The organism is Aminobacter sp. MDW-2, assembly GCF_014250155.1.
Lineage (GTDB): Bacteria > Pseudomonadota > Alphaproteobacteria > Rhizobiales > Rhizobiaceae > Aminobacter > Aminobacter ciceronei.
In genome coordinates this window covers 4,453,068-4,471,603 of sequence record NZ_CP060197.1, presented here as the reverse complement: position 1 = coordinate 4,471,603, position 18,536 = coordinate 4,453,068, and the positions used below count along the sequence as shown (strand labels likewise).

The following is an 18,536-nucleotide window of genomic DNA, read 5'->3' as shown; positions in this document are numbered from 1 at the left end:
CCCTTCTGAGGACCCTTATTGCAGAGCGTTTGTATCATAAGCGGCGGCTTTGCAAGATGCTGAAATGAAACTGTCGCAATTGCCTGTCAGAGGATAAGTTGAGCCGGATAAGCGGCGGAACGCGGCAGTGGGGAAGGGTTGTCCAAATGAATCAGTTGAAACCGGTCCATACCGATTTCGTCAACGACAAGTCGCCGACCGGCGCGATCGACGGCAATCCGGACCGCTTCGTCAACCGCGAGTTTTCCTGGCTGCAGTTCAACAGGCGGGTGCTCGAGCAGTCGCAGAACCCCAACCATCCGCTGCTCGAACGCGTCCGCTTCCTGTCGATCTCGGCCGGCAATCTCGACGAGTTCTTCATGGTCCGCGTCGCCGGTCTCGCCGGGCAGGTGCGCGAAGGCATCACCATCCGCAGCGCCGACGGCCGCACGCCGGAACAGCAGCTCGACCAGCTGCTGCATGAGGTCGAGCGGCTGCAGGAAGACCAGCAGAAAAGCCTCGCCAGCCTGCTTGAGCTGCTCAAGCTCGAAGGCATCGAGACCATCGCCTCGGCCGACCTGACCAAGGAAGAGCGCAAGTGGCTCGAAGATCATTTCATGGAGCAGGTCTTCCCGGTGCTGACGCCTTTGTCGATCGACCCGGCGCACCCGTTCCCCTTCATCCCCAATCTCGGCTTCTCAATCGCCCTGCAATTGCGCCACCGCAAGAGCGGCGAGGAAATGACGGCGCTGCTGCGCCTGCCGGTGGCGCTCAAGCGCTACATCCGCTTGCCCGACCGCAAGCGCTCGGTGCGTTTCATCCCGATCGAGGAAACGGTCAACCTGTTCATCGGCAAGCTGTTCCCCGGCTATGAGGTCAAGGGCTCGGGCACCTTCCAGATCATCCGCGACAGCGATATCGAGGTCGAGGAAGAGTCCGAGGATCTTGTCCGGCTGTTCGAGACGGCACTCAAGCGCCGCCGCCGCGGCTCGGTGATCCGCGTCGAATTCGACAGCCTGATGCCGGCCGAGCTGCGCGAGTTCGTTGCCAGCGAACTGGGTGTCGCCTCGAACCGCGTCAGCGTGCTGAGCGGGCCGCTGGCGATCAACCAGATCTCGGAGATCGTCTCGATCGCCCGCGACGACCTGAAGTTCCCGCCCTTCAATCCGCGTTTTCCCGAGCGCATCCGCGACCATCGCGGCGACTGTTTCGCGGCGATCCGCGAGAAGGATTTTGTCGTCCACCATCCTTATGAATCGTTCGACGTGGTGGTGCAGTTCCTGCGCCAGGCGGCGATCGATCCGGAAGTGGTGGCGATCAAGCAGACGCTTTACCGCACCTCCAACGACAGCCCGATCGTGCGCGCCCTTGTCGACGCCGCCGAGGCCGGCAAGTCGGTGACCGCACTCGTCGAGCTCAAGGCGCGTTTCGACGAGGAGGCCAATATCCGCTGGGCCCGCGATCTCGAGCGTGCCGGCGTGCAGGTGGTGTTCGGTTTCCTCGAACTCAAGACCCACTCCAAGATGTCGCTGGTGGTGCGCCGCGAGGACGGCCGCCTGCGCAACTACGTCCATCTCGGCACCGGCAACTACCACCCGATCACCGCGCGCATCTACACCGACCTGTCCTTCTTCACCACCGATTCGGCGATCGCGCGTGATGTGGCGCATATCTTCAACTTCATCACCGGTTATGCCGAGCCGGCCGACGAGATGTGCATCGCACTGTCGCCCTACACGCTGCGCAGCCGCATCCTCAAGCACATCGCCGACGAGGTCGAGCATGCCCGCGCCGGCCGGCCGGCGCAGATCTGGATGAAGATGAATTCGCTCGTCGATCCCGACGTCATCGACGCGCTTTATGACGCCAGCCGCAGCGGCGTCGAGATCGACCTGGTGGTGCGCGGCATCTGCTGCCTCAGGCCGCAGGTTCCCGGCCTGTCGGAGAATATCCGCGTCAAGTCGATCGTCGGCCGTTTCCTCGAGCACAGCCGCATCTATTGTTTCGGCAATGGCCACGGCCTGCCGTCGGACGAGGCGATCGTCTATATCAGCTCGGCCGACCTGATGCCGCGCAACCTCGACCGGCGCGTCGAAACCATGGTGCCGATCGCCAAACATTCGACGGTGCACGAGCAGGTGCTGGGCCAGGTCATGCTGGGAAATATCATGGACAACCAGCAAAGTTTCGAAGTATTGGCGGATGGAACCTCGCGACGGATCACGCTCGACGAGGGCGAAGAGCCGTTCAATGCGCAGGAATATTTCATGACCAATCCGAGCCTCTCCGGACGGGGTGACGCGCTGAAGTCTCACGCGCCCAAACGCATTGCCCAGTTCAAGCGTCGCAAGAAGGCGGAGGCGGCGGCCAGCTGATGGCGCAGCTTTCGCAGGGCCGGCTCAAGGACCGCCGACCGCTGTCGATCATCGATATCGGCTCGAACTCCATACGTCTCGTCGTCTATGAAGGGTTGGCACGCTCGCCGACCCTTCTGTTCAACGAAAAGATGCTCGCCGGCCTCGGCCGCGGCATCGTCTCCACCGGCAAGCTCGACCCCGAGGGCGTGACCCGCTCGATGGAGGAGTTCCGGCGCTTTCGTGCGCTGTCCGAGCAGGCCGGCGCGGAAAGGATGTATGTGCTGGCCACCGCCGCCGCACGCGAGGCGATCAACGGCCCCGACTTCATCCAGCGTGCCGAGGACGTGCTGGGCACCAAGATCCAGGTGCTGACAGGCCGCGAGGAAGCCTATTATTCGGCGCTCGGCGTCATCTCGGGTTTCCATCCCGCCGACGGCATCGCCGGCGACCTTGGCGGCGGCAGCCTCGAGCTTGTCGACGTCAGGGGCGAAGCCATCGGCGACGGCATCACCTTGCCATTGGGCGGCCTCAGGCTGCAGGACATGGCCAAGGGCTCGCCTGTAACGGCCGCCAAGATCGCGCATGCCGAACTCGCCCGCGCCAAATTGCTCAAGGGCGGGCAGGGCAGGACATTCTATGCCGTCGGCGGCACCTGGCGAAACCTCGCCCGGCTGCACATGAACACCTCGAATTATCCGCTGGAGGTGATGCATCACTACCAGATGGACCCGGTGACCCTGGTGCCGTTCCTGCGCCAGGTGGCGCGCGGCGAGGTCGAGAAGATCAAGGGCATCGAAGGCGTCTCCAAGAACCGCCGGTCGCTTTTGCCTTATGGCGCGCTGGTGCTGCAGGAGATCATCACGGCGATGAAGCCGGAGAAGATCGTGGTCTCGGCGCTCGGCGTGCGCGAGGGTTTTCTGTTCTCGTTGCTCGAAGAGCAGGAACAGCGCGCCGATCCGCTGATCTCGGCGGCCGAGGAGCTGGCCGTGCTGCGGGCGCGTTCGGTGCGCCATGCCCATGAACTGACCGAGTGGACCAAGCAGTCCTTCGCCGCCTTCGGCATCGAGGAAACCGAAGAGGAGGCGCGTTACCGTCACGCCGCCTGCCTTCTCGCCGACATCGGCTGGCGGGCGCACCCGGAATATCGCGGCCGCCAGTCGCTCAACATCATCGCGCATGCCTCGTTCATCGGCGTCGATCATCCCGGCCGTGCCTTCCTGGCGCTGGCCAATCTGTTCCGCCATGACGGTGTCTTCAACGACAGCTTCGCCCCTGAGCTCAAGGAACTGGCGACGCCGCGTTATCTCGAGCGCGCCCGCATCCTCGGCGCGATGATGCGTGTGGTTTATCTGCTCTCGGCCTCGATGCCGGGGGTGATGCCGAAGCTGCGCTGGGAAGACAGGGGCAATGGCGTGTTGGCGCTGGTGATCCCGTCGGAGTTCGGCCAGCTCTATGGCGAGCGGCCGGCGGGACGTCTGGCCCAGCTTGCCAAGGTCACCGGCCGCAAGCTGGTGCTGGCGGTCGAGGACGGCCCCAGCATCTCAGTCAAATAGCATCGCCGTCAAACAGGCTGGCGGGCGAGCAGCCGGTCGAGCGACAGCGCGCCGGCACCCGCCACTGAGAGCGCCAGCAAGCCGCCCGCGGTAGCGATGTCCTTCATCAGCGCCTGCTGGTGCATGAAGGCCATGGCGGCATTGTCGCCGCCCCGGCCGTAATGGCCGATGAAGCCGGCAGCGAGCGCGAAGGCGGCGAGCAGGACGGGCACCACGCGGGACTGGAAACCTGTAAGCACCAGCAGGCCGCCGACCAGCTCGAACAGCCCGACGCCCAATGCGACGAGCGTCGGCAAGGGAAAGCCGAGCCCGGCGAAATAGCCTGCGGTGCCCGAGATGTTGGACAGCGTGCCGATGCCCGCCGGCACGAACAGCGCGGCGATCAGAATTCTGGCGACAAGAAGAAGCAGGCTGTTCAGCATGGAGGTGTCCTCGCAGCCGCAGGATGCACCGGCTCACTTTCGATGTCATCACCGTCTCGAACCGGCGTCAGGGCCAGGGCACAAAAAAGCCCGGGACGAGCCCGGGCCATTTCTTGGGAGGAATTTCTGCAGCTTAGCGGCGGCGGCCGTCGATCGACAGGGCGCCGGCGCCGAAGGCGGCGAGCACGAACAGGCCGCCTGCAATGGCGAGGTTCTTCTGCAGGAACATCACCTGGACCTGGTCGGCGAAGTCGAGATGGGCAACGGCGGTGGCAGCCAACGTGAACAGGCCGAGCACGATCGCGGCGATGCGGGTCTGGAAGCCGACCAGGATGGCGATGCCGCCAACCACTTCGACCAGGCCGACGACGACGGTGGTGACGGTCGGCAGCGGCAGGCCGATGCTGGCGAACCAGCCAGCGGTGCCTGAAATGGCGGTCAGCTTGGCAAAGCCGGCGAGGATGAAGATGACCGACAAAAGCACGCGGCCGGCAAGGGTGAGGGCCGAGGCGTTGGTGCTGAGGCCGGACTTTGCGGTGGCAATGGAAGCGTTGGACATGGGCTTGGGGCTCCGTTGAAATTCGATGGCCAACACCTAGTCGATCTCGACTGTTCACTAAAGGTGTGGATGTGTCGACAGATCGTTCACAGTTAGAATGAATTGCTCGAAGCCGTCGGCCGAACGATCTGGGCTGCACATAAAGAAACGGCGCGGCAGGTGACTGCCGCGCCGTTTCAAGGGGATCGACCCCGGGCCGAAATCAGCCCGGACGGGTCATGTCCTCGGGGCGGACGATGCGGTCATAGTCCTCGGCGCTGACCAGCCCGGTCGCCAGCGCTTCGTCGCGCAGCGTGGTGCCGTTCTTGTGCGCGGTCTTGGCGATCTTGGCGGCGTTGTCGTAGCCGATGGTCGGCGCCAGTGCGGTGACCAGCATCAGCGAGCGGTCGAGCGCTGCCTTGATGTTGTCCTCGCGCGCCTCGATGCCGACGACGCAATTGTCGGTAAACGAGATTGCCGCGTCAGCCATCAACTGCACCGACTGCAGGAAGTTGTAGGCCATGACGGGATTGTAGACGTTGAGCTCGAAATGGCCCTGGCTGCCGGCGAAGGTCAGCGCGGCATTGTTGCCGAACACCTGGACGCAGACCTGGGTCAGCGCCTCGCACTGGGTCGGGTTGACCTTGCCGGGCATGATCGACGAGCCCGGCTCGTTTTCGGGCAGCGCCAGCTCGCCGAGGCCCGAGCGCGGGCCCGAGCCGAGGAAGCGGATGTCGTTGGCGATCTTGAACAGGGCAGCGGCCGCCGCATTGATGGCGCCGTGCGAGAAGACCATCGAATCGTGGGCGGCAAGCGCCTCGAACTTGTTCGGCGCGGTGACAAAGGCGATGCCGGTGATGGCGGCAATGCTTTCGGCAACCTTTTCGGCGAAGCCGACCGGCGCGTTGAGGCCGGTGCCGACGGCGGTGCCGCCCTGGGCCAGTTCCTGCAGGCCGGGCAGGGTCAGCTCGATGCGCTTGATCGACGAGGCGACCTGGGCGGCATAACCGCCGAATTCCTGGCCCAAGGTCAGCGGCGTCGCGTCCTGGGTGTGGGTGCGGCCGATCTTGATGATGTGGTCGAATTCGCGCGCCTTCTTGTCGAGGGCGGCATGCAGGTGCTTCAGCGCCGGCAGCAGGTCGTGGACGATGCGCTCGGCGCAGGCGATGTGCATGGCCGTCGGATAGGTGTCGTTCGACGACTGGCTCATATTGACGTGGTCGTTGGGATGAACGGGCTTCTTCGAGCCCATCTCGCCGCCCAGCATCTCGATGGCGCGGTTGGAGATCACCTCATTGGCGTTCATGTTCGACTGCGTGCCCGAGCCGGTCTGCCAGACGACAAGCGGGAAGTGGTCGTTGAGCTTGCCGTCGATGACTTCCTGGGCGGCGGCAACGACGGTGTTGCCGATCTTGGGGTCGAGGCGGCCGAGCGCCATGTTGGCTTCGGCGGCGGCGCGCTTGACGATGCCGAGCGCCCGCACCACCGACAGCGGCTGCTTTTCCCAGCCGATCTTGAAATTGCCCAGCGAGCGCTGCGCCTGCGCACCCCAATAGCGGTCGGAGGCGACCTCGATCGGTCCGAAGGTGTCTGTCTCGGTTCTGGTCTTCTGGGCTGTCACGATCAGGTCTCCGAAAAATCTCGTTGCGGGCATCGGCCTATCGCGTTGCACACACAGCTTCAAGCGGAGATTGGGGCGTGCCGAAATCCTAATCGGTTCAAAGCAGTGAGCGCGAGGTCGGCATCAGGCGAAGCCGCTCGATCGGTTGCGCGAGGTGGCCGTGAAGACGGGGCAGGACGCCCTCGACCCATGACGGCTCGGCGGCAAGAGCGGCCTGGTGACGGCCATGCGCTTCGGCGTTTTCGAACGCGGAAAAGGCGATGAAGACGTTGACGTCGTCGCGCACGGGCAGGCGCGGAAAGGTGTTTTCGGCATGTTCGGTGACGAATGTCGCAAGCAGCGGCGCCCCGAGGCGGGCAAGCAGCGGAACGACGTCGCTTTCGAACAGCGCGAGGAATTCGGCTTCGGCTGCGGGGCGGAGGTGGAACATCGTTGCAACGATCATCGCGCCCGGCTGCACCAGGCCAGCCATGCCGCGCGCCTTGCCCGAAAGATCGAAACCGCCGCCGACTGGGCGCAGCAGCAGGACGTCGTCGGAATCGATCATGGTCCTGTTGGCCGCATCCTTGTGGGCAGCCCAGACCGGTCCGCCGTAAAAGGCTTCGAGTGCGGCCTTTCGGGCAGCCATGTCGTCGAAGCCACGCAACCAGACGAAATGATCCGGTCGGTCGAGGTCGCGGAACTGGCCGATGATTTTCATGCCGCACGCTTCCTGGCTCTCGACAAGATGGCTGTCGAAGATGTCGATCAGCACGTCGCGTTGGCCCTGATGCAATGTGTATTGCCTGAGTTCGACAACAGGCGAGCAGAGTTCGGCGGCCGCCCGGGGCGGCACGGTCAGGTGTTCGGACATCATTCCCTCTCAATAACAAACCGGTTGACCTGTTTTAATAAAAGACCGGTTGCCCGGTTTTGTCAAACTGGTATTTTGCGGCATCCTCAATCCTGGAGCAGCGCATGGCGAAACCGACAGATCGAAGGACCCGCACCAACGACCCCGAAGGCATGCGCCAGAAGCTTCTGGACGTTGCCGAGGAGAAGTTTCAGGCACAGGGCTATCACGCCACGAGCCTCGGCGACCTGATGCAGGCGGCCAGTGTGACCGGCGGGGCGCTGCATCATCATTTTCCAACCAAGAAGGCGCTTGGCCTGGCTGTGATCAACGAAAGGGTGGCGGCGGCGGTGGCGGAAACCTGGATCCGGCCGGTCGAGGGCGCGCTTTCGGCGCGGCAGGGCGTGCGACAGGTTTTTGCCGGCGTCGCCGATCAACTGGAGCGCCAGGGTTTCGTGCGCGGCTGCCCGCTCAACAACCTTGCGCATGAATTGTCGCTCGCCGATCCGGAGTTTCGCGCAGCACTGGCGCGGATTTTTGCCGATTGGCAGGCGGCCATTGCCGACAAGATCAGGGCTGACCAGCACAGCGGGGTCGAAGATCGGCAGACGGATCCGGATCGCTTCGCTGCCCTGGCAGTCGCGACATATTCCGGCGCCATGTCGATGGCCAAGACCGCACAACATGCAGCTGTGCTGCGGTCCTGTGCGGCCGGTTTCGAACCGATGGGGCGAGACGGCTGACCAGGCGGCACCTCATGTCAGCCGGCGCCGTAGCCGCAGCAAAAAGGCGGCGCATGGCGCCGCCTCCATTGGAATAGCCGTGGCTGGGACAACAGTTACCGGATGCCCGTGGCTGGATCCGTGCCTTGGCCCGTGGCTGGGCACATGGCTGGGCCCATGACTGGGATTGCGCGATTGGCGTTCGCTGACGGTCAGAGCGCCTTTTTGATCTTTTCCTTGGTGTCGCCATAGGCCTTCTGCACCTTGCCGGCGATCTTTTCGGCCGTGCCCTTGGCCTGGGTCGTCTTGTTGCCGGTGGCCTTGCCGGCGGCTTCCTTGACCGAACCGGCGATCTGCTTGGCAACGCCCTTGACCTGATCCTTGTTCACCATGTCGCATCTCCTGTGGTGGGTGGCGCAGCACAACGTTCGGCATGCGTTACGGTTCCGGCGCCCGGTTGCAGGGTTCTGGTCGTGACGGGAGGTGCTGATGGGCCAGCCGCAATCGCCGCCCGCAGTTCAGCGCCTGCTTCTGTCGGTGCCGCAACATCGTCGACTGCGTGCTCGGCAAACTCAGGAACTTCCGTGCCGTGGCCACCGCTTCGAAGAGCACAGCCACCATGCTCTCGCCAAACTGGCTCAACCAAATCGGGATGCGCGTCACCAGTCGGCGAGCTAGAAAGGCCCGGCGAACGCTCGGAGAGGCGTTCAGGCAGGAGCATGACCATGATCAAGATGAGTGTCTACTATAGCGCCGATGGCGGTTCGACCTTCGATCACGACTACTACCGCACCCGTCATATGCCACTGCTCCAGGAACGGCTCGGCGATGCCTGCCTGCGCTACGAGATCGACAAGGGCCTTGCGGGTCGCGAAGCCGGAAGCGCGCCGGAGTTCGTCGCAGCATGCCACGTCTACTCGCCTGACCTGGCGACCTTCCAGGAAGCATTGGCTCCCCACCGCGCCGAGATTGCCGCTGATGTCGCCAACTATACCGACATCGCCCCCATCGTGCAGATCAGCGAAGTCGTTGAAGGCTAGGGCAAATCTGGATGCGCTTTGTGAAACGGTGAGCTAGGCTCGGCCGGATCTTGTCGGGCATCGGAGGTGGGGATGCGGTTGGCAATGCGCGCGGCCTGGGCCGTGGTGGCGGGAGTGTCGGCAGCCGGCTGCGTCGCCAGCGACGTCGGTCCGATCAACACGCTGACCGCGCATGTCGGCCAGGCCTCGCCCGAATTCATTCCCGACATGGGCGATGACGGCTCGACGGTGGTGGGCCTGAGTTTTTCCGGCGGCGGCACGCGGGCTGCGGCCTTCGCTTATGGCGTGTTGCGCGAACTCGACGACACCATCATCGACGAGCATCCGGCGACGCGCAGCCTCGTCGACGACATCCGCATGATTTCAGGCGCGTCGGGCGGGGCGGTCGCGGCGTCCTATTTCGGCTACAGGGGACGGGACGACTATCGCGATTTCCGCGAGCGCTTCCTGATCAAGGACGCCGAAGCCTATCTCAGGACCTCGACGCTCTCGCCGCTCAACCTGGCGCGGGCGCTCAATGGCGGCGTCAACGACCGCAACGGCCTGGCGAGATGGCTCGAGGACAATCTTTTCAATGGCGCGACCTATGCCAATTTCAGGCGACCGGATGCGCCGATCGTCTGGATAAACGCCTCCGACATCTACAACCGCACGCCGTTCCTGTTCACCTATGACACCTTCGCTGCCCTGTGCAGCGATCTCGACAAGGTCAGGCTGTCCGATGCGGTTGCAGCATCTGCTGCGGTTCCCGTGGTCTTTGCACCCGTCGTCCTGTCGGCAATCATGCCGAAATGCGGGTACAGCCAGCCTGCGTGGCTGAGCCGCGCGCTTGCCGATCCCGATGCCTCGGTGCGGCTCAAGGCCTATGCCGGCGCCTTGAAGGCTTACCAGCATGCCGACCGGCTCGACTATGTGAAGCTGCTCGATGGCGGGCTGACCGACAATCTCGGCATCACCGGCTTCACCATCGAGCGTTCGTCGGCCGGCACACCCTATGGTCCGCTGTCGCCGGCGGCGGCCGTCAAGCTGCGGACCTTGTTGTTCATCGTCGCCGATGCCGGTCGTGAGGACGATGTCGACTGGGGCGAGACCATCCACGGTCCGGGCCTCGGCGACCTGCTCGAGGCGGTGACCAACACGACCTTCTCGGCTGCCGTTCGCGACCAGCTCGACGCGCTCACCTTGGCCGTGAGCGAGTGGCGCGGCGAACTGATCCGCTATCGCTGCAGCTTGCCGGCTGAAACGGTCAGGCGGTATCGCGGAACACTTGCCGGCTGGAACTGCCGCGACATCAGGCTGGTGGTCGAGCACCTGTCATTCCAGGACCTCGATGCTGCCGCCCAGGCAAAGCTGAACCGCGTGCCGACGCGGCTGAAACTGCCCGTCGAACAGGTCGACCTGACGATTGCGGCAGGGCGTGAAGCGCTTCGGGTCAATGACAGCTTCCAGGAAGCCGTCGCCGACATCCGTCGGCACGCCGGCGTGCTCGACCAGCAGCAGGTCGCCTCGGGCGGCGCGAACTGAGCTCTGCCCCCGAGGTCCGCCGCAGGCACAAAAAGAACGCCTCCCGCACCTGTGACAGTGCTGGAGGCGTCCTGTTCGTCGTTCGATGTTCCGTCCGAATTGCTTCTTCAGGTACCGACGACATCACCTCAATGCGCGGGCGGCAGAAAGGTTCCACCGGTTTCGAAAAAAAATCCTAAGTTTTTTCGACGCCGTTTCAGGCCATGGCGGCTTTGGCCCGGAACAGGCCCCAGGCGAAGCCGGTCCGTGCCCTTGCGTGCAGCAGCAGCGCTGAGACCACCAGCACCATCAGCAGCTCGGCGATGGGTGAGGCCAGCCAGATGCCGCGTTCGCCGAGCAGATGAGGCAGGCCGATGGTCAGCGGGATGGCCAGCAGATAGGTGCGCGCGACGCTGAGCAGCAAAGCGCGGCGGGCATCGCCGATGGCCTGGAAATAACCCGACAGCATCATCACGGGCCCGGCCAGCATGTAGAGCGAAACGGTCATCGGCAGGATGCGGGCGACCTCGCTCTGTGTCGCCGGATCGTCGACGAAGAGCGCGCCAAGGCTGCCATGGCTGAGCAGCATCGCCGCCTCGAACAGCGCGCAATAGCCGAGCGCCAGCAAAAACCCCAGCTTCAGCCCGGCATCCGAACGTTGCCATTGCCCGGCGCCGAAATTGTTGCCGACGATCGTCTGCATCGCCATGTTCAGCCCGAGCATCGGCAGGAAGGCAAAGGTCATGATGCGGGTGATGATGCCGTAGGCGGCGACGGTTGCCGCATAGGCCTCGCTTTCCCAGAGCTGGGTCGAATAGATGACCGTCGCGGCGAGCAGCGAAATGCCGATGAAGCTCAGGCTCTGTGGTGCCCCAAGCGAGAGCAATGGCCGCCAGGCGGCGGTCCAGCGCATCGACGGGACAGCTGCGTATTGCAGCACCGTGCCGGCGCGCAGCCGGTAGACGACGATGAAGCCAAGGGCAAACGCCTGGGCCAGCACGGTGCCCAGGGCCGAGCCCGATACGCCAAGGTCGAAGCCGACGATGAGCACATAGTTCAGGCCGGCATTGCCGACCGAGGTCAAAAGGTTGGCCGCGGCGACGACGCCGAGGCGGTCTTCGCAGCGCAGCCCGTCGCCGTTGAGCGACAGCGCAAACATCACAGGCGCACCCCAGATCAGGATGGAGATGTAGCCGTAGCCCATCTCGGCGAGCGGTCGCGACCCGTTGGCAAGCCGCAAGGCCAGTTCCTTGCCGCCGAGCAGGAAGGCAGCGATCGCCAGTGCGCAGACGAGCAGGGCAAGGCCGTGCGCATCGAGGAAGGTCGCGCGCGCCTTGTCGCGCTCGCCGGCGCCGAGCAGGCGGGCGAGCTGGCTCGCCATGCCGCTCGCCACCAGCGTCGAAAGCGCAACAAGCAGCATGAAGGCCGGGAACATCAGGGTCACGGCGGCGAGCGCGTCCGGCCCGACATATTCGCCGAGGAAATAGGCATCGACGATGGCGAGCAGGCCGTTGGTGGCCATGATCAGGATGATCGGTGCCGCCGTCCTGAGGAACAGGCCGGGCAAGGGGGCATGCAGAAAGGCATTCGCGCCTCGAGCGTCGGGGGAAGTCATCTCGTCGTCTCCGATAGCGCATCAAACGGAGATCAAATGGGGCCCGCATTGCCATTGGTCTGATGCGTCGGTTTCGACTGACACAGTGAAGGCTTTACCGTGCTTGCGCTGCGGGCGGCGGGCGCTTCATGCCCTGGGCGCTGACTAGGCCCGCAGATGGCGGCTGTCAATCTCGGCGGCGGGCGCGCCCGACAGCACGGCCGTCTGGCGCTGCGCGGTTGCCTCAGGCCATGCCGGGCACGTCAGACAGCTCGAAATAGACGGCAAGGCCGCGCTCGCGGGCGAGCCGCACGTCCTCGTCGGCGCCCTTAGAAGTGCCGGGCAGCCGCAGCACAGCGTTACAATGGTGCAGCAGCCGGTCGGCGACCGGATAGGCGAATTCGTCATAGAGCGGGTCGCCGGCGCCTTTCGAGCCGACCTGCCGCCCGAGCGGCAGCGCCACCCATTCGCCGATGACCGGCAGGTGGCCGGCGCGAAACAGCGGAACGGCGACGCGTTCGAGGCGGCTCAGATTCTCCGCCATCTTGACCGGGTCGTCGCCCGTGCCGGAGCGATAGGGGCCGGCGATCAGGATGAGCAGCGGTTTTCCAGGGGTGTTCATGATATCTCCAGATATTGCACGAATCTGCACGAAATAGATATCGCCTCACGCATCATCGTGCAATATCGTGTGGCATCATTGAATTGACGGAGCCGTTCGAAGTGCTCACCAGCCAACGCAAACGTCTGATCCTCGATCGCCTCGCCCGGGACGGGCAGGTCGTCGCCAAGCAGCTCAGCCACGAACTCGCTTTGTCGGAAGACACCATCCGGCGCGACCTCCGGGAGCTTGCGGCGGAAGGCCTGCTATTGCGCGTTCATGGCGGGGCGATGCCGGTGTCGCCGACGGTGGTGCCGATCGCCGAGCGGCGCAGCCTCTCCCGGGACGCCAAGTCGGCGCTCGGCAAGGCCGGTGCCGCGATGATCCGGGACGGCATGACTGTCGTCTTCGACGGCGGCACCTCCAATCTGGAGATCATCCGCCACCTTCGGGCGCAGGCCCGATTCACCGCCATCACCCACAGCCCGACGATTGCCGTGGCGCTGGAGGACAGGCCTGATGTCGACGTCGTCATCATCGGCGGCAAACTCTTCCGTCACTCGATGGTGGCGACAGGCGCGCTGGCGGCCGAAGCGATCGCGCGCATCCGCGCCGATCTTTTCTTCCTTGGCGTCACCGGCGTTCATGCCGGCGAGGGGCTGACGACGGGCGACATGGAAGAGGCGGCGATCAAAAGGCAGCTGATGACAGCGTCGGCCGAGACGGCAGTGCTGGCGACAAGCGACAAGCTTGGCGCGGTGTCGCCGTTCCGCATCGGTGGCATCGGCGAGATTTCGACGCTGATCGTCGAGGGTGAAATTGCCGATGAGCGTGTGGCCATCTTCGCGGACACCGGCGTTTCGGTCCTGCGCGCCGGGTAGAATCCGCGGCCTCAGGCCGAAGCCTGATACGAGGGTACAAAACGAAAAAGGGCGCCCGAAGGCGCCCTTTCCGTAAGCTTCTGGAGCTGGACTTCTTAGAAGTCCATGCCGCCACTCAAGCCCGCAAGCGGGCTTGAGCAACTTTAGCTCATGGGCGTGCTTTATGGACTTCTTAGAAGTCCATGCCGCCCATGCCGCCCATGCCGCCGCCAGGCATACCGCCCGGCATGCCGCCGGCGGAGTCCTTCTTCGGGGCTTCAGCGATCATGGCTTCGGTGGTGACCAGCAGGCCGGCAACCGAAGCTGCGTCCTGCAGGGCCGTACGAACGACCTTGACCGGGTCGACGATGCCGAAAGCGATCATGTCGCCATATTCGCCGGTCTGGGCGTTGTAGCCGAAGGTAGCCGTCTTGTTCTCGAGGATCTTGCCGGCAACGATCGAAGCTTCCGCACCTGCGTTCGAGGCGATCTGGCGGGCCGGAGCCTGCAGAGCGCGACGGACGATGTTGATGCCGGCAGCCTGGTCGGAGTTCTCGCCGACAGCCTTGATGGCGAGCGACGAACGCAGCAGGGCAACGCCACCGCCGGGAACGATGCCTTCTTCGACAGCGGCGCGGGTTGCGTTCAGCGCGTCGTCGACGCGGTCCTTGCGCTCCTTGACCTCGATCTCGGTCGCACCGCCGACGCGGATGACGGCAACGCCGCCTGCCAGCTTGGCGAGACGTTCCTGCAGCTTCTCCTTGTCGTAGTCCGACGTGGTCTCTTCGATCTGCTGCTTGATCTGGGCGACGCGGCCCTGGATCTCGGCCTTCTTGCCGGCGCCGTCGACGATGGTGGTGTTCTCCTTGGAGATCGACACCTTCTTGGCGCGGCCGAGCATGTTGAGGCCGACGTTCTCGAGCTTGATGCCGAGGTCTTCCGAGATGACCTGGCCACCGGTCAGGATGGCGATGTCTTCCAGCATGGCCTTGCGGCGATCGCCGAAGCCCGGAGCCTTGACGGCAGCGATCTTCAGGCCGCCACGCAGCTTGTTGACGACGAGCGTGGCCAGAGCCTCGCCTTCGACGTCTTCCGAGATGATGAGCAGCGGCTTCGAGGTCTGCACGACGGCTTCGAGGACCGGCAGCATGGCCTGGAGGTTCGACAGCTTCTTCTCGTGGAGGAGGATGTAAGCGTCTTCGAGGTCAGCAACCATCTTGTCGGGGTTGGTGACGAAGTAGGGGCTGAGGTAGCCGCGGTCGAACTGCATGCCTTCGACGACTTCCAGCTCGGTCTCGGCGGTCTTGGCTTCTTCAACCGTGATGACGCCTTCGTTGCCGACCTTCTGCATCGCCTCGGCGATCATCGAGCCGATTTCCTTCTCGCCGTTTGCCGAGATGGTGCCGACCTGGGCGACTTCTTCCGAAGTCTTGATCTTCTTCGAAGACTTGACGAGGTGGGTGACGACTTCGCCGACAGCGAGGTCGATGCCGCGCTTCAGGTCCATCGGGTTCATGCCGGCGGCAACGGCCTTGTGGCCTTCCTGAACGATGGCCTGGGCCAGAACGGTCGCGGTCGTGGTGCCGTCGCCGGCGATGTCGTTGGTCTTCGAAGCAACTTCGCGGACCATCTGGGCGCCCATGTTCTCGAACTTGTCTTCAAGCTCGATTTCCTTGGCGACGGTGACGCCGTCCTTGGTGATGCGCGGGGCGCCGAACGACTTGTCGATGACGACGTTGCGGCCCTTCGGACCGAGCGTCACCTTCACTGCGTCGGCGAGGATGTTGACACCGCGCAGCATGCGCTCGCGGGCGTCACGGGAGAACTTTACGTCTTTAGCAGCCATTTTAAGCTCCTCGATGGGCCTTTACGGCCCGAATTTCAGATTGGATGGTGCGGATATCAGGCGATCAGCCGATGATGCCCATGATGTCGGATTCCTTCATGATCAGAAGGTCTTCGCCATTGAGCTTCACTTCGGTGCCCGACCACTTGCCGAACAGCACGCGGTCACCAGCCTTGACGTCCAGCGGGACGAGCTTGCCGGCTTCATCGCGAGCGCCAGAGCCGACGGCGACGATTTCGCCTTCCTGCGGCTTTTCCTTGGCCGTATCGGGGATGATGATCCCGCCGGCGGTCTTGGATTCGGATTCGACCCGGCGAACGACCACGCGGTCATGAAGCGGGCGGAACTTCGACTTTGCCATTTGAACTTCCTCGGTGAACTGTTGAGAACCCTCGGTCCGGCTGAACCGGACTTGGTTAGCACTCACTTCAGGCGAGTGCTAACGTGCCGCTGAGATAGTCCGCCACCCCTCGGCTGTCAAGGGAATGACAGCTTCGCGACAGCGAGTTTTTAGGGGTGTCAGCCGCGCGCCTGGGCGATGGCCTTGCGGAAGTCGTCCGAGGTCATGCCGCGCTTGTAGAGCGCCTTGCCGATCAGGAAGCCGGGTGTGCCCTGGAGCTGGAAAGCGGTGGCCTGGGCCTCGTTGCGGGCGAGCACGCCGACAAGCACGTCCTGCCTGGCCTGGAGATCGCCGCGGGCGCGCTCGACATCGACGCCGGCCTCGCCAAGCAGATTGGCGGTGCTGCGGAATGTCAGTCGTTCGCGGGCGGTCATCAATGTCTGCACGGCATCGGCATAACGGCCCTGGCTGTTTGCGGCCAGGGTGAGCAGGGCGGCATTGCGCGAGACCTCGCCGAAGATCGGCCAGTCGCGCAGCACCAGGCGAATGCCCGTGTCTTCCTTCATCACCTCGGACAATTGCAGGAAGCTCAGCTTGCAATAGGGACACTGATAGTCGGTGAACTCGACCACCGTGACGTCGCCGTCGGGATTGCCGAGCACCGGGATATCGGGGTCGAAGGCGACGTCTTCGACGCTCGGCATCGGATTGGCCCAGAGCGGCAGCGGGGTCAGCGCGCCAAGGGCAACAACGGCCTTGAGGATATGACGCCGGTTGGGCGACCGGTCGGGCATGCGATCGATCCTGTTTGTCGTGGCGTTGTCCTAGAGAGTTTCCGCTTTTCTTCGAATCGCGGAATCTCTCTAGCTATTTGTTTTTGCGCAATTCCGGACGGAAAACCGCTGCACACTTTTCCTGGAATTGTCCTAGACGATGAGCCCGCATGATTAACAGCCGCCTAATCGCCGCGCCGGCACACGATGATGTGAAGGCCGGGACGTGGATGCCCGGACGTGAATGCAAGTGTGCAATGCAAAAACGCCGCTTGAATGATAAGCATGCTTATAATATATGCGGCTCATGAAAAACGAAGGCATCGACAGGCTGGGTTTCCTGATCCACGACGCGGCAAGGCTGGTGCGGCGCAGTTTCGAGCAGCGCGGCAGCGAATTCGGGCTGTCGGCGGCGCAATGGCGCCTGCTGGTCCGGCTGGTCAAGGAAGAGGGCGTGGCCCAGGCGCGGCTTGCCGAGCTCCTTGAAATCGAGCCGATCAGCGTCTCGCGACTGCTGGACCGGATGGAGGAGGGCGGCTGGATCGAGCGCCGCCAGGGCGCCAGCGACAGACGGGTGCGGATGATCTTTCCGACCGACAAGGCGCTGGAGGCCTTTTCCAAGGTCAAGGCGGTGGCCGGCGAAGTCTACGAGAAGGCGCTGGCGGGCCTTTCCGACGAACAGCGCCTCGCCACGGTCCATGGCCTGCGCACCATTATCGACAACCTTTCCGCTGGCGAGCCCACGGATGCGAATTGTTTGAGAGAGACGAAGACATGAACGCGGTGGCGAAAGTGAACGAGAACAGCACAAAGGTCGAACTGGATGGTGCGGCCGCAACCCAGCTCCAGCCCGTGATCGCGGCACCTCAGCCTGCGCCGAAGAAGCGCGGCCGCGTTCTGTTGATGGCGGCCTTGCCGCTCGCCCTGGTGGTCGGCGGCGGCTATTTCTGGGTCACCGGCGGCCGCTACCAGGAAACCGAAAACGCCAATCTGCGCCAGGCCAAGGTCAACATCGCCTCGGAAGCGGCCGGCCGCATCGTCAAGGTCGACGTGTCGGACAACACCACGGTCAAGGCAGGCGACGTCCTGTTCGAAGTCGATCCCGAGCCCTACAAGATCGCGCTGGCGCAGTCGGACGCATCCCTTGCCGCAGCCCGGCTCAATGTCGAGCAGTTGCGCGCCGCCTACAGCCAGGCGGTGGCCCAGGAACGGGTCGCGGCCAGCGGCCTCGACTATGCCCGGGCGCAGTTCGACCGCAGCAACGGCCTGGTCACCAAGGGCGTCAACACCAAGTCGTCGCTCGACGAGGCCCGCATGGACCTCGACAAGGCTGAGGAGCAGCACAGTGCGGCGGTGCAGGGCATCGCCAGCGCCAAGGCGGCGCTTGGCGGCAATCCCGACATCGAGACCGACAAGCACCCGACGGTTCTGTCGGCGCTTGCCGCACGCGACAAGGCCGCCTTCAACCTGGCCCAGACGACGGTCCGCGCCCCCGCCGACGGCGTGGTCTCGCAGGCCGCGTCCTTCAAGGTCGGCCAGTTCGTCGGCACCGGCACCGCCTTGTTCAGCCTCGTCGAGACGGGCGACACCTGGATCGAGGCGAATTTCAAGGAAACGCAGCTGACCCACATGAAGGCGGGCCAGGAAGCCGAGATCGTGCTCGACACCTATCCGGACCGCACCTTCCGCGGCACCGTCGAGGCGATCGGCGCCGGCACCGGCGCCGAGTTCTCGCTGCTGCCGGCCCAGAACGCCACCGGCAACTGGGTCAAGGTCACGCAGCGCATTCCGGTCAGGATCAAGGTCGACGCCACTGACGCCGGTCTCGCCATGCGCACCGGCATGAGCGCCACCGTGTCGATCGACACCGGCGTGTCGCGCGGCTTCGGCAGCATTTTCGGTCACGCGGTGGCGGCGGAATAGGCGCCGTCACCTCAATGTCTAAGTGAATTTTC

18 protein-coding genes are annotated in these 18,536 nt (G+C 64.1%); 8 read left to right on the top strand and 10 right to left on the bottom strand.

Translation table 11 applies throughout. The features are described from left to right. Positions 1–146 precede the first annotated feature (146 nt). Both H5P29_RS21995 and ppx read left to right on the top strand, forming a co-directional pair. Positions 147–2,354, top strand: a complete 2,208-nt coding sequence (locus H5P29_RS21995; protein ID WP_154385475.1) for an RNA degradosome polyphosphate kinase — start codon at positions 147–149, stop codon at positions 2,352–2,354. Continuing rightward, the gene (gene ppx / locus H5P29_RS21990; protein WP_067963417.1) at positions 2,354–3,889 is read left to right on the top strand and encodes an exopolyphosphatase; all 1,536 of its coding nucleotides are present in this window, start codon (positions 2,354–2,356) and stop codon (positions 3,887–3,889) included. Before H5P29_RS21995 ends, ppx begins: the two co-directional genes overlap by 1 nt. A gap of 8 nt (positions 3,890–3,897) precedes the next feature. Here ppx and H5P29_RS21985 read toward each other — a convergent pair whose 3' ends face one another. From H5P29_RS21985 to H5P29_RS21970, 4 genes are all read right to left on the bottom strand, one after another. Then, positions 3,898–4,311, bottom strand: coding sequence for a DoxX family protein (locus H5P29_RS21985; RefSeq protein WP_154385474.1), 414 nt, complete (start codon positions 4,309–4,311; stop codon positions 3,898–3,900). 133 nt (positions 4,312–4,444) lie between these two features. Continuing rightward, entirely contained in the window at positions 4,445–4,870 is a 426-nt protein-coding gene (locus H5P29_RS21980; protein WP_154385473.1) for a DoxX family protein, read from the bottom strand. A gap of 202 nt (positions 4,871–5,072) precedes the next feature. Continuing rightward, positions 5,073–6,470 (bottom strand): class II fumarate hydratase, encoded by a 1,398-nt coding sequence (gene fumC / locus H5P29_RS21975; protein ID WP_067966785.1) that lies wholly within the window; start codon positions 6,468–6,470, stop codon positions 5,073–5,075. 97 nt (positions 6,471–6,567) lie between these two features. After that, positions 6,568–7,326 carry an NIPSNAP family protein gene (locus H5P29_RS21970; protein WP_348640618.1) on the bottom strand — a complete coding sequence of 253 codons (759 nt, stop codon included), beginning with the start codon at positions 7,324–7,326 and terminating at the stop codon, positions 6,568–6,570. Between the two features lie 101 nt (positions 7,327–7,427). Between H5P29_RS21970 and H5P29_RS21965 the strand changes: the two genes are divergently transcribed. Then, the gene (locus H5P29_RS21965; protein WP_246340595.1) at positions 7,428–8,045 is read left to right on the top strand and encodes a TetR/AcrR family transcriptional regulator; all 618 of its coding nucleotides are present in this window, start codon (positions 7,428–7,430) and stop codon (positions 8,043–8,045) included. Between the two features lie 191 nt (positions 8,046–8,236). On the opposite strand, the gene H5P29_RS21960 is transcribed toward H5P29_RS21965, so the two are convergent. Continuing rightward, positions 8,237–8,416 (bottom strand): CsbD family protein, encoded by a 180-nt coding sequence (locus H5P29_RS21960; protein WP_154385471.1) that lies wholly within the window; start codon positions 8,414–8,416, stop codon positions 8,237–8,239. Between the two features lie 333 nt (positions 8,417–8,749). Between H5P29_RS21960 and H5P29_RS21955 the strand changes: the two genes are divergently transcribed. Then, positions 8,750–9,064: an EthD family reductase gene (locus tag H5P29_RS21955; RefSeq protein WP_067966780.1), complete on the top strand. Its 315-nt coding sequence runs from the start codon at positions 8,750–8,752 to the stop codon at positions 9,062–9,064. Between the two features lie 72 nt (positions 9,065–9,136). Then, positions 9,137–10,588 carry a patatin-like phospholipase family protein gene (locus H5P29_RS21950; RefSeq protein WP_371818579.1) on the top strand — a complete coding sequence of 484 codons (1,452 nt, stop codon included), beginning with the start codon at positions 9,137–9,139 and terminating at the stop codon, positions 10,586–10,588. A 196-nt stretch (positions 10,589–10,784) separates the two neighbouring features. Here H5P29_RS21950 and H5P29_RS21945 read toward each other — a convergent pair whose 3' ends face one another. Further along, entirely contained in the window at positions 10,785–12,182 is a 1,398-nt protein-coding gene (locus H5P29_RS21945) for an MATE family efflux transporter (protein WP_154385470.1), read from the bottom strand. 223 nt (positions 12,183–12,405) lie between these two features. Beyond that, positions 12,406–12,762, bottom strand: coding sequence for a DUF4406 domain-containing protein (locus tag H5P29_RS21940; RefSeq protein WP_154385517.1), 357 nt, complete (start codon positions 12,760–12,762; stop codon positions 12,406–12,408). Positions 12,763–12,884: 122 nt separating this feature from the next. Between H5P29_RS21940 and H5P29_RS21935 the strand changes: the two genes are divergently transcribed. Then, a complete protein-coding gene (locus H5P29_RS21935) occupies positions 12,885–13,643 on the top strand; it encodes a DeoR/GlpR family DNA-binding transcription regulator (protein WP_185910162.1) in 759 nt (252 codons plus the stop codon). A 172-nt stretch (positions 13,644–13,815) separates the two neighbouring features. On the opposite strand, the gene groL is transcribed toward H5P29_RS21935, so the two are convergent. The 3 genes from groL to H5P29_RS21920 all read right to left on the bottom strand — a co-directional run bounded on the left by groL (position 13,816) and on the right by H5P29_RS21920 (position 16,602). Beyond that, entirely contained in the window at positions 13,816–15,468 is a 1,653-nt protein-coding gene (groL, locus tag H5P29_RS21930) for a chaperonin GroEL (RefSeq protein ID WP_154385468.1), read from the bottom strand. Between the two features lie 64 nt (positions 15,469–15,532). After that, complete coding sequence (gene groES, locus H5P29_RS21925) at positions 15,533–15,829, bottom strand: co-chaperone GroES (RefSeq protein WP_018427182.1); 297 nt, start codon at positions 15,827–15,829, stop codon at positions 15,533–15,535. A gap of 158 nt (positions 15,830–15,987) precedes the next feature. Beyond that, positions 15,988–16,602: a DsbA family protein gene (locus tag H5P29_RS21920; RefSeq protein ID WP_154385467.1), complete on the bottom strand. Its 615-nt coding sequence runs from the start codon at positions 16,600–16,602 to the stop codon at positions 15,988–15,990. 286 nt (positions 16,603–16,888) lie between these two features. Here H5P29_RS21920 and H5P29_RS21915 point away from each other — a divergent pair, with 286 nt between their 5' ends. Next, positions 16,889–17,359 carry a MarR family winged helix-turn-helix transcriptional regulator gene (locus tag H5P29_RS21915; RefSeq protein ID WP_154385466.1) on the top strand — a complete coding sequence of 157 codons (471 nt, stop codon included), beginning with the start codon at positions 16,889–16,891 and terminating at the stop codon, positions 17,357–17,359. Beyond that, positions 17,356–18,504, top strand: a complete 1,149-nt coding sequence (locus H5P29_RS21910) for an HlyD family secretion protein (RefSeq protein ID WP_154385516.1) — start codon at positions 17,356–17,358, stop codon at positions 18,502–18,504. The genes H5P29_RS21915 and H5P29_RS21910 overlap by 4 nt, the downstream gene beginning before the upstream one ends. Positions 18,505–18,536: the final 32 nt, after the last annotated feature.

What these genes read in the sequence shown, in the direction of transcription:
- H5P29_RS21970 (WP_348640618.1), bottom strand. Translation starts at nt 7,326, where the DNA reads ATGATGTCCGAACACCTGACCGTGCCGCCCCGGGCGGCCGCCGAACTC.
- H5P29_RS21985 (WP_154385474.1), bottom strand. Translation starts at nt 4,311, where the DNA reads ATGCTGAACAGCCTGCTTCTTCTTGTCGCCAGAATTCTGATCGCCGCG.
- H5P29_RS21920 (WP_154385467.1), bottom strand. Translation starts at nt 16,602, where the DNA reads ATGCCCGACCGGTCGCCCAACCGGCGTCATATCCTCAAGGCCGTTGTT.
- H5P29_RS21965 (WP_246340595.1), top strand. Translation starts at nt 7,428, where the DNA reads ATGGCGAAACCGACAGATCGAAGGACCCGCACCAACGACCCCGAAGGC.
- H5P29_RS21960 (WP_154385471.1), bottom strand. Translation starts at nt 8,416, where the DNA reads ATGGTGAACAAGGATCAGGTCAAGGGCGTTGCCAAGCAGATCGCCGGT.
- groL (WP_154385468.1), bottom strand. Translation starts at nt 15,468, where the DNA reads ATGGCTGCTAAAGACGTAAAGTTCTCCCGTGACGCCCGCGAGCGCATG.
- H5P29_RS21950 (WP_371818579.1), top strand. Translation starts at nt 9,137, where the DNA reads ATGCGGTTGGCAATGCGCGCGGCCTGGGCCGTGGTGGCGGGAGTGTCG.
- H5P29_RS21945 (WP_154385470.1), bottom strand. Translation starts at nt 12,182, where the DNA reads ATGACTTCCCCCGACGCTCGAGGCGCGAATGCCTTTCTGCATGCCCCC.
- groES (WP_018427182.1), bottom strand. Translation starts at nt 15,829, where the DNA reads ATGGCAAAGTCGAAGTTCCGCCCGCTTCATGACCGCGTGGTCGTTCGC.
- ppx (WP_067963417.1), top strand. Translation starts at nt 2,354, where the DNA reads ATGGCGCAGCTTTCGCAGGGCCGGCTCAAGGACCGCCGACCGCTGTCG.
- H5P29_RS21995 (WP_154385475.1), top strand. Translation starts at nt 147, where the DNA reads ATGAATCAGTTGAAACCGGTCCATACCGATTTCGTCAACGACAAGTCG.
- H5P29_RS21980 (WP_154385473.1), bottom strand. Translation starts at nt 4,870, where the DNA reads ATGTCCAACGCTTCCATTGCCACCGCAAAGTCCGGCCTCAGCACCAAC.
- H5P29_RS21915 (WP_154385466.1), top strand. Translation starts at nt 16,889, where the DNA reads ATGAAAAACGAAGGCATCGACAGGCTGGGTTTCCTGATCCACGACGCG.
- H5P29_RS21910 (WP_154385516.1), top strand. Translation starts at nt 17,356, where the DNA reads ATGAACGCGGTGGCGAAAGTGAACGAGAACAGCACAAAGGTCGAACTG.
- H5P29_RS21955 (WP_067966780.1), top strand. Translation starts at nt 8,750, where the DNA reads ATGATCAAGATGAGTGTCTACTATAGCGCCGATGGCGGTTCGACCTTC.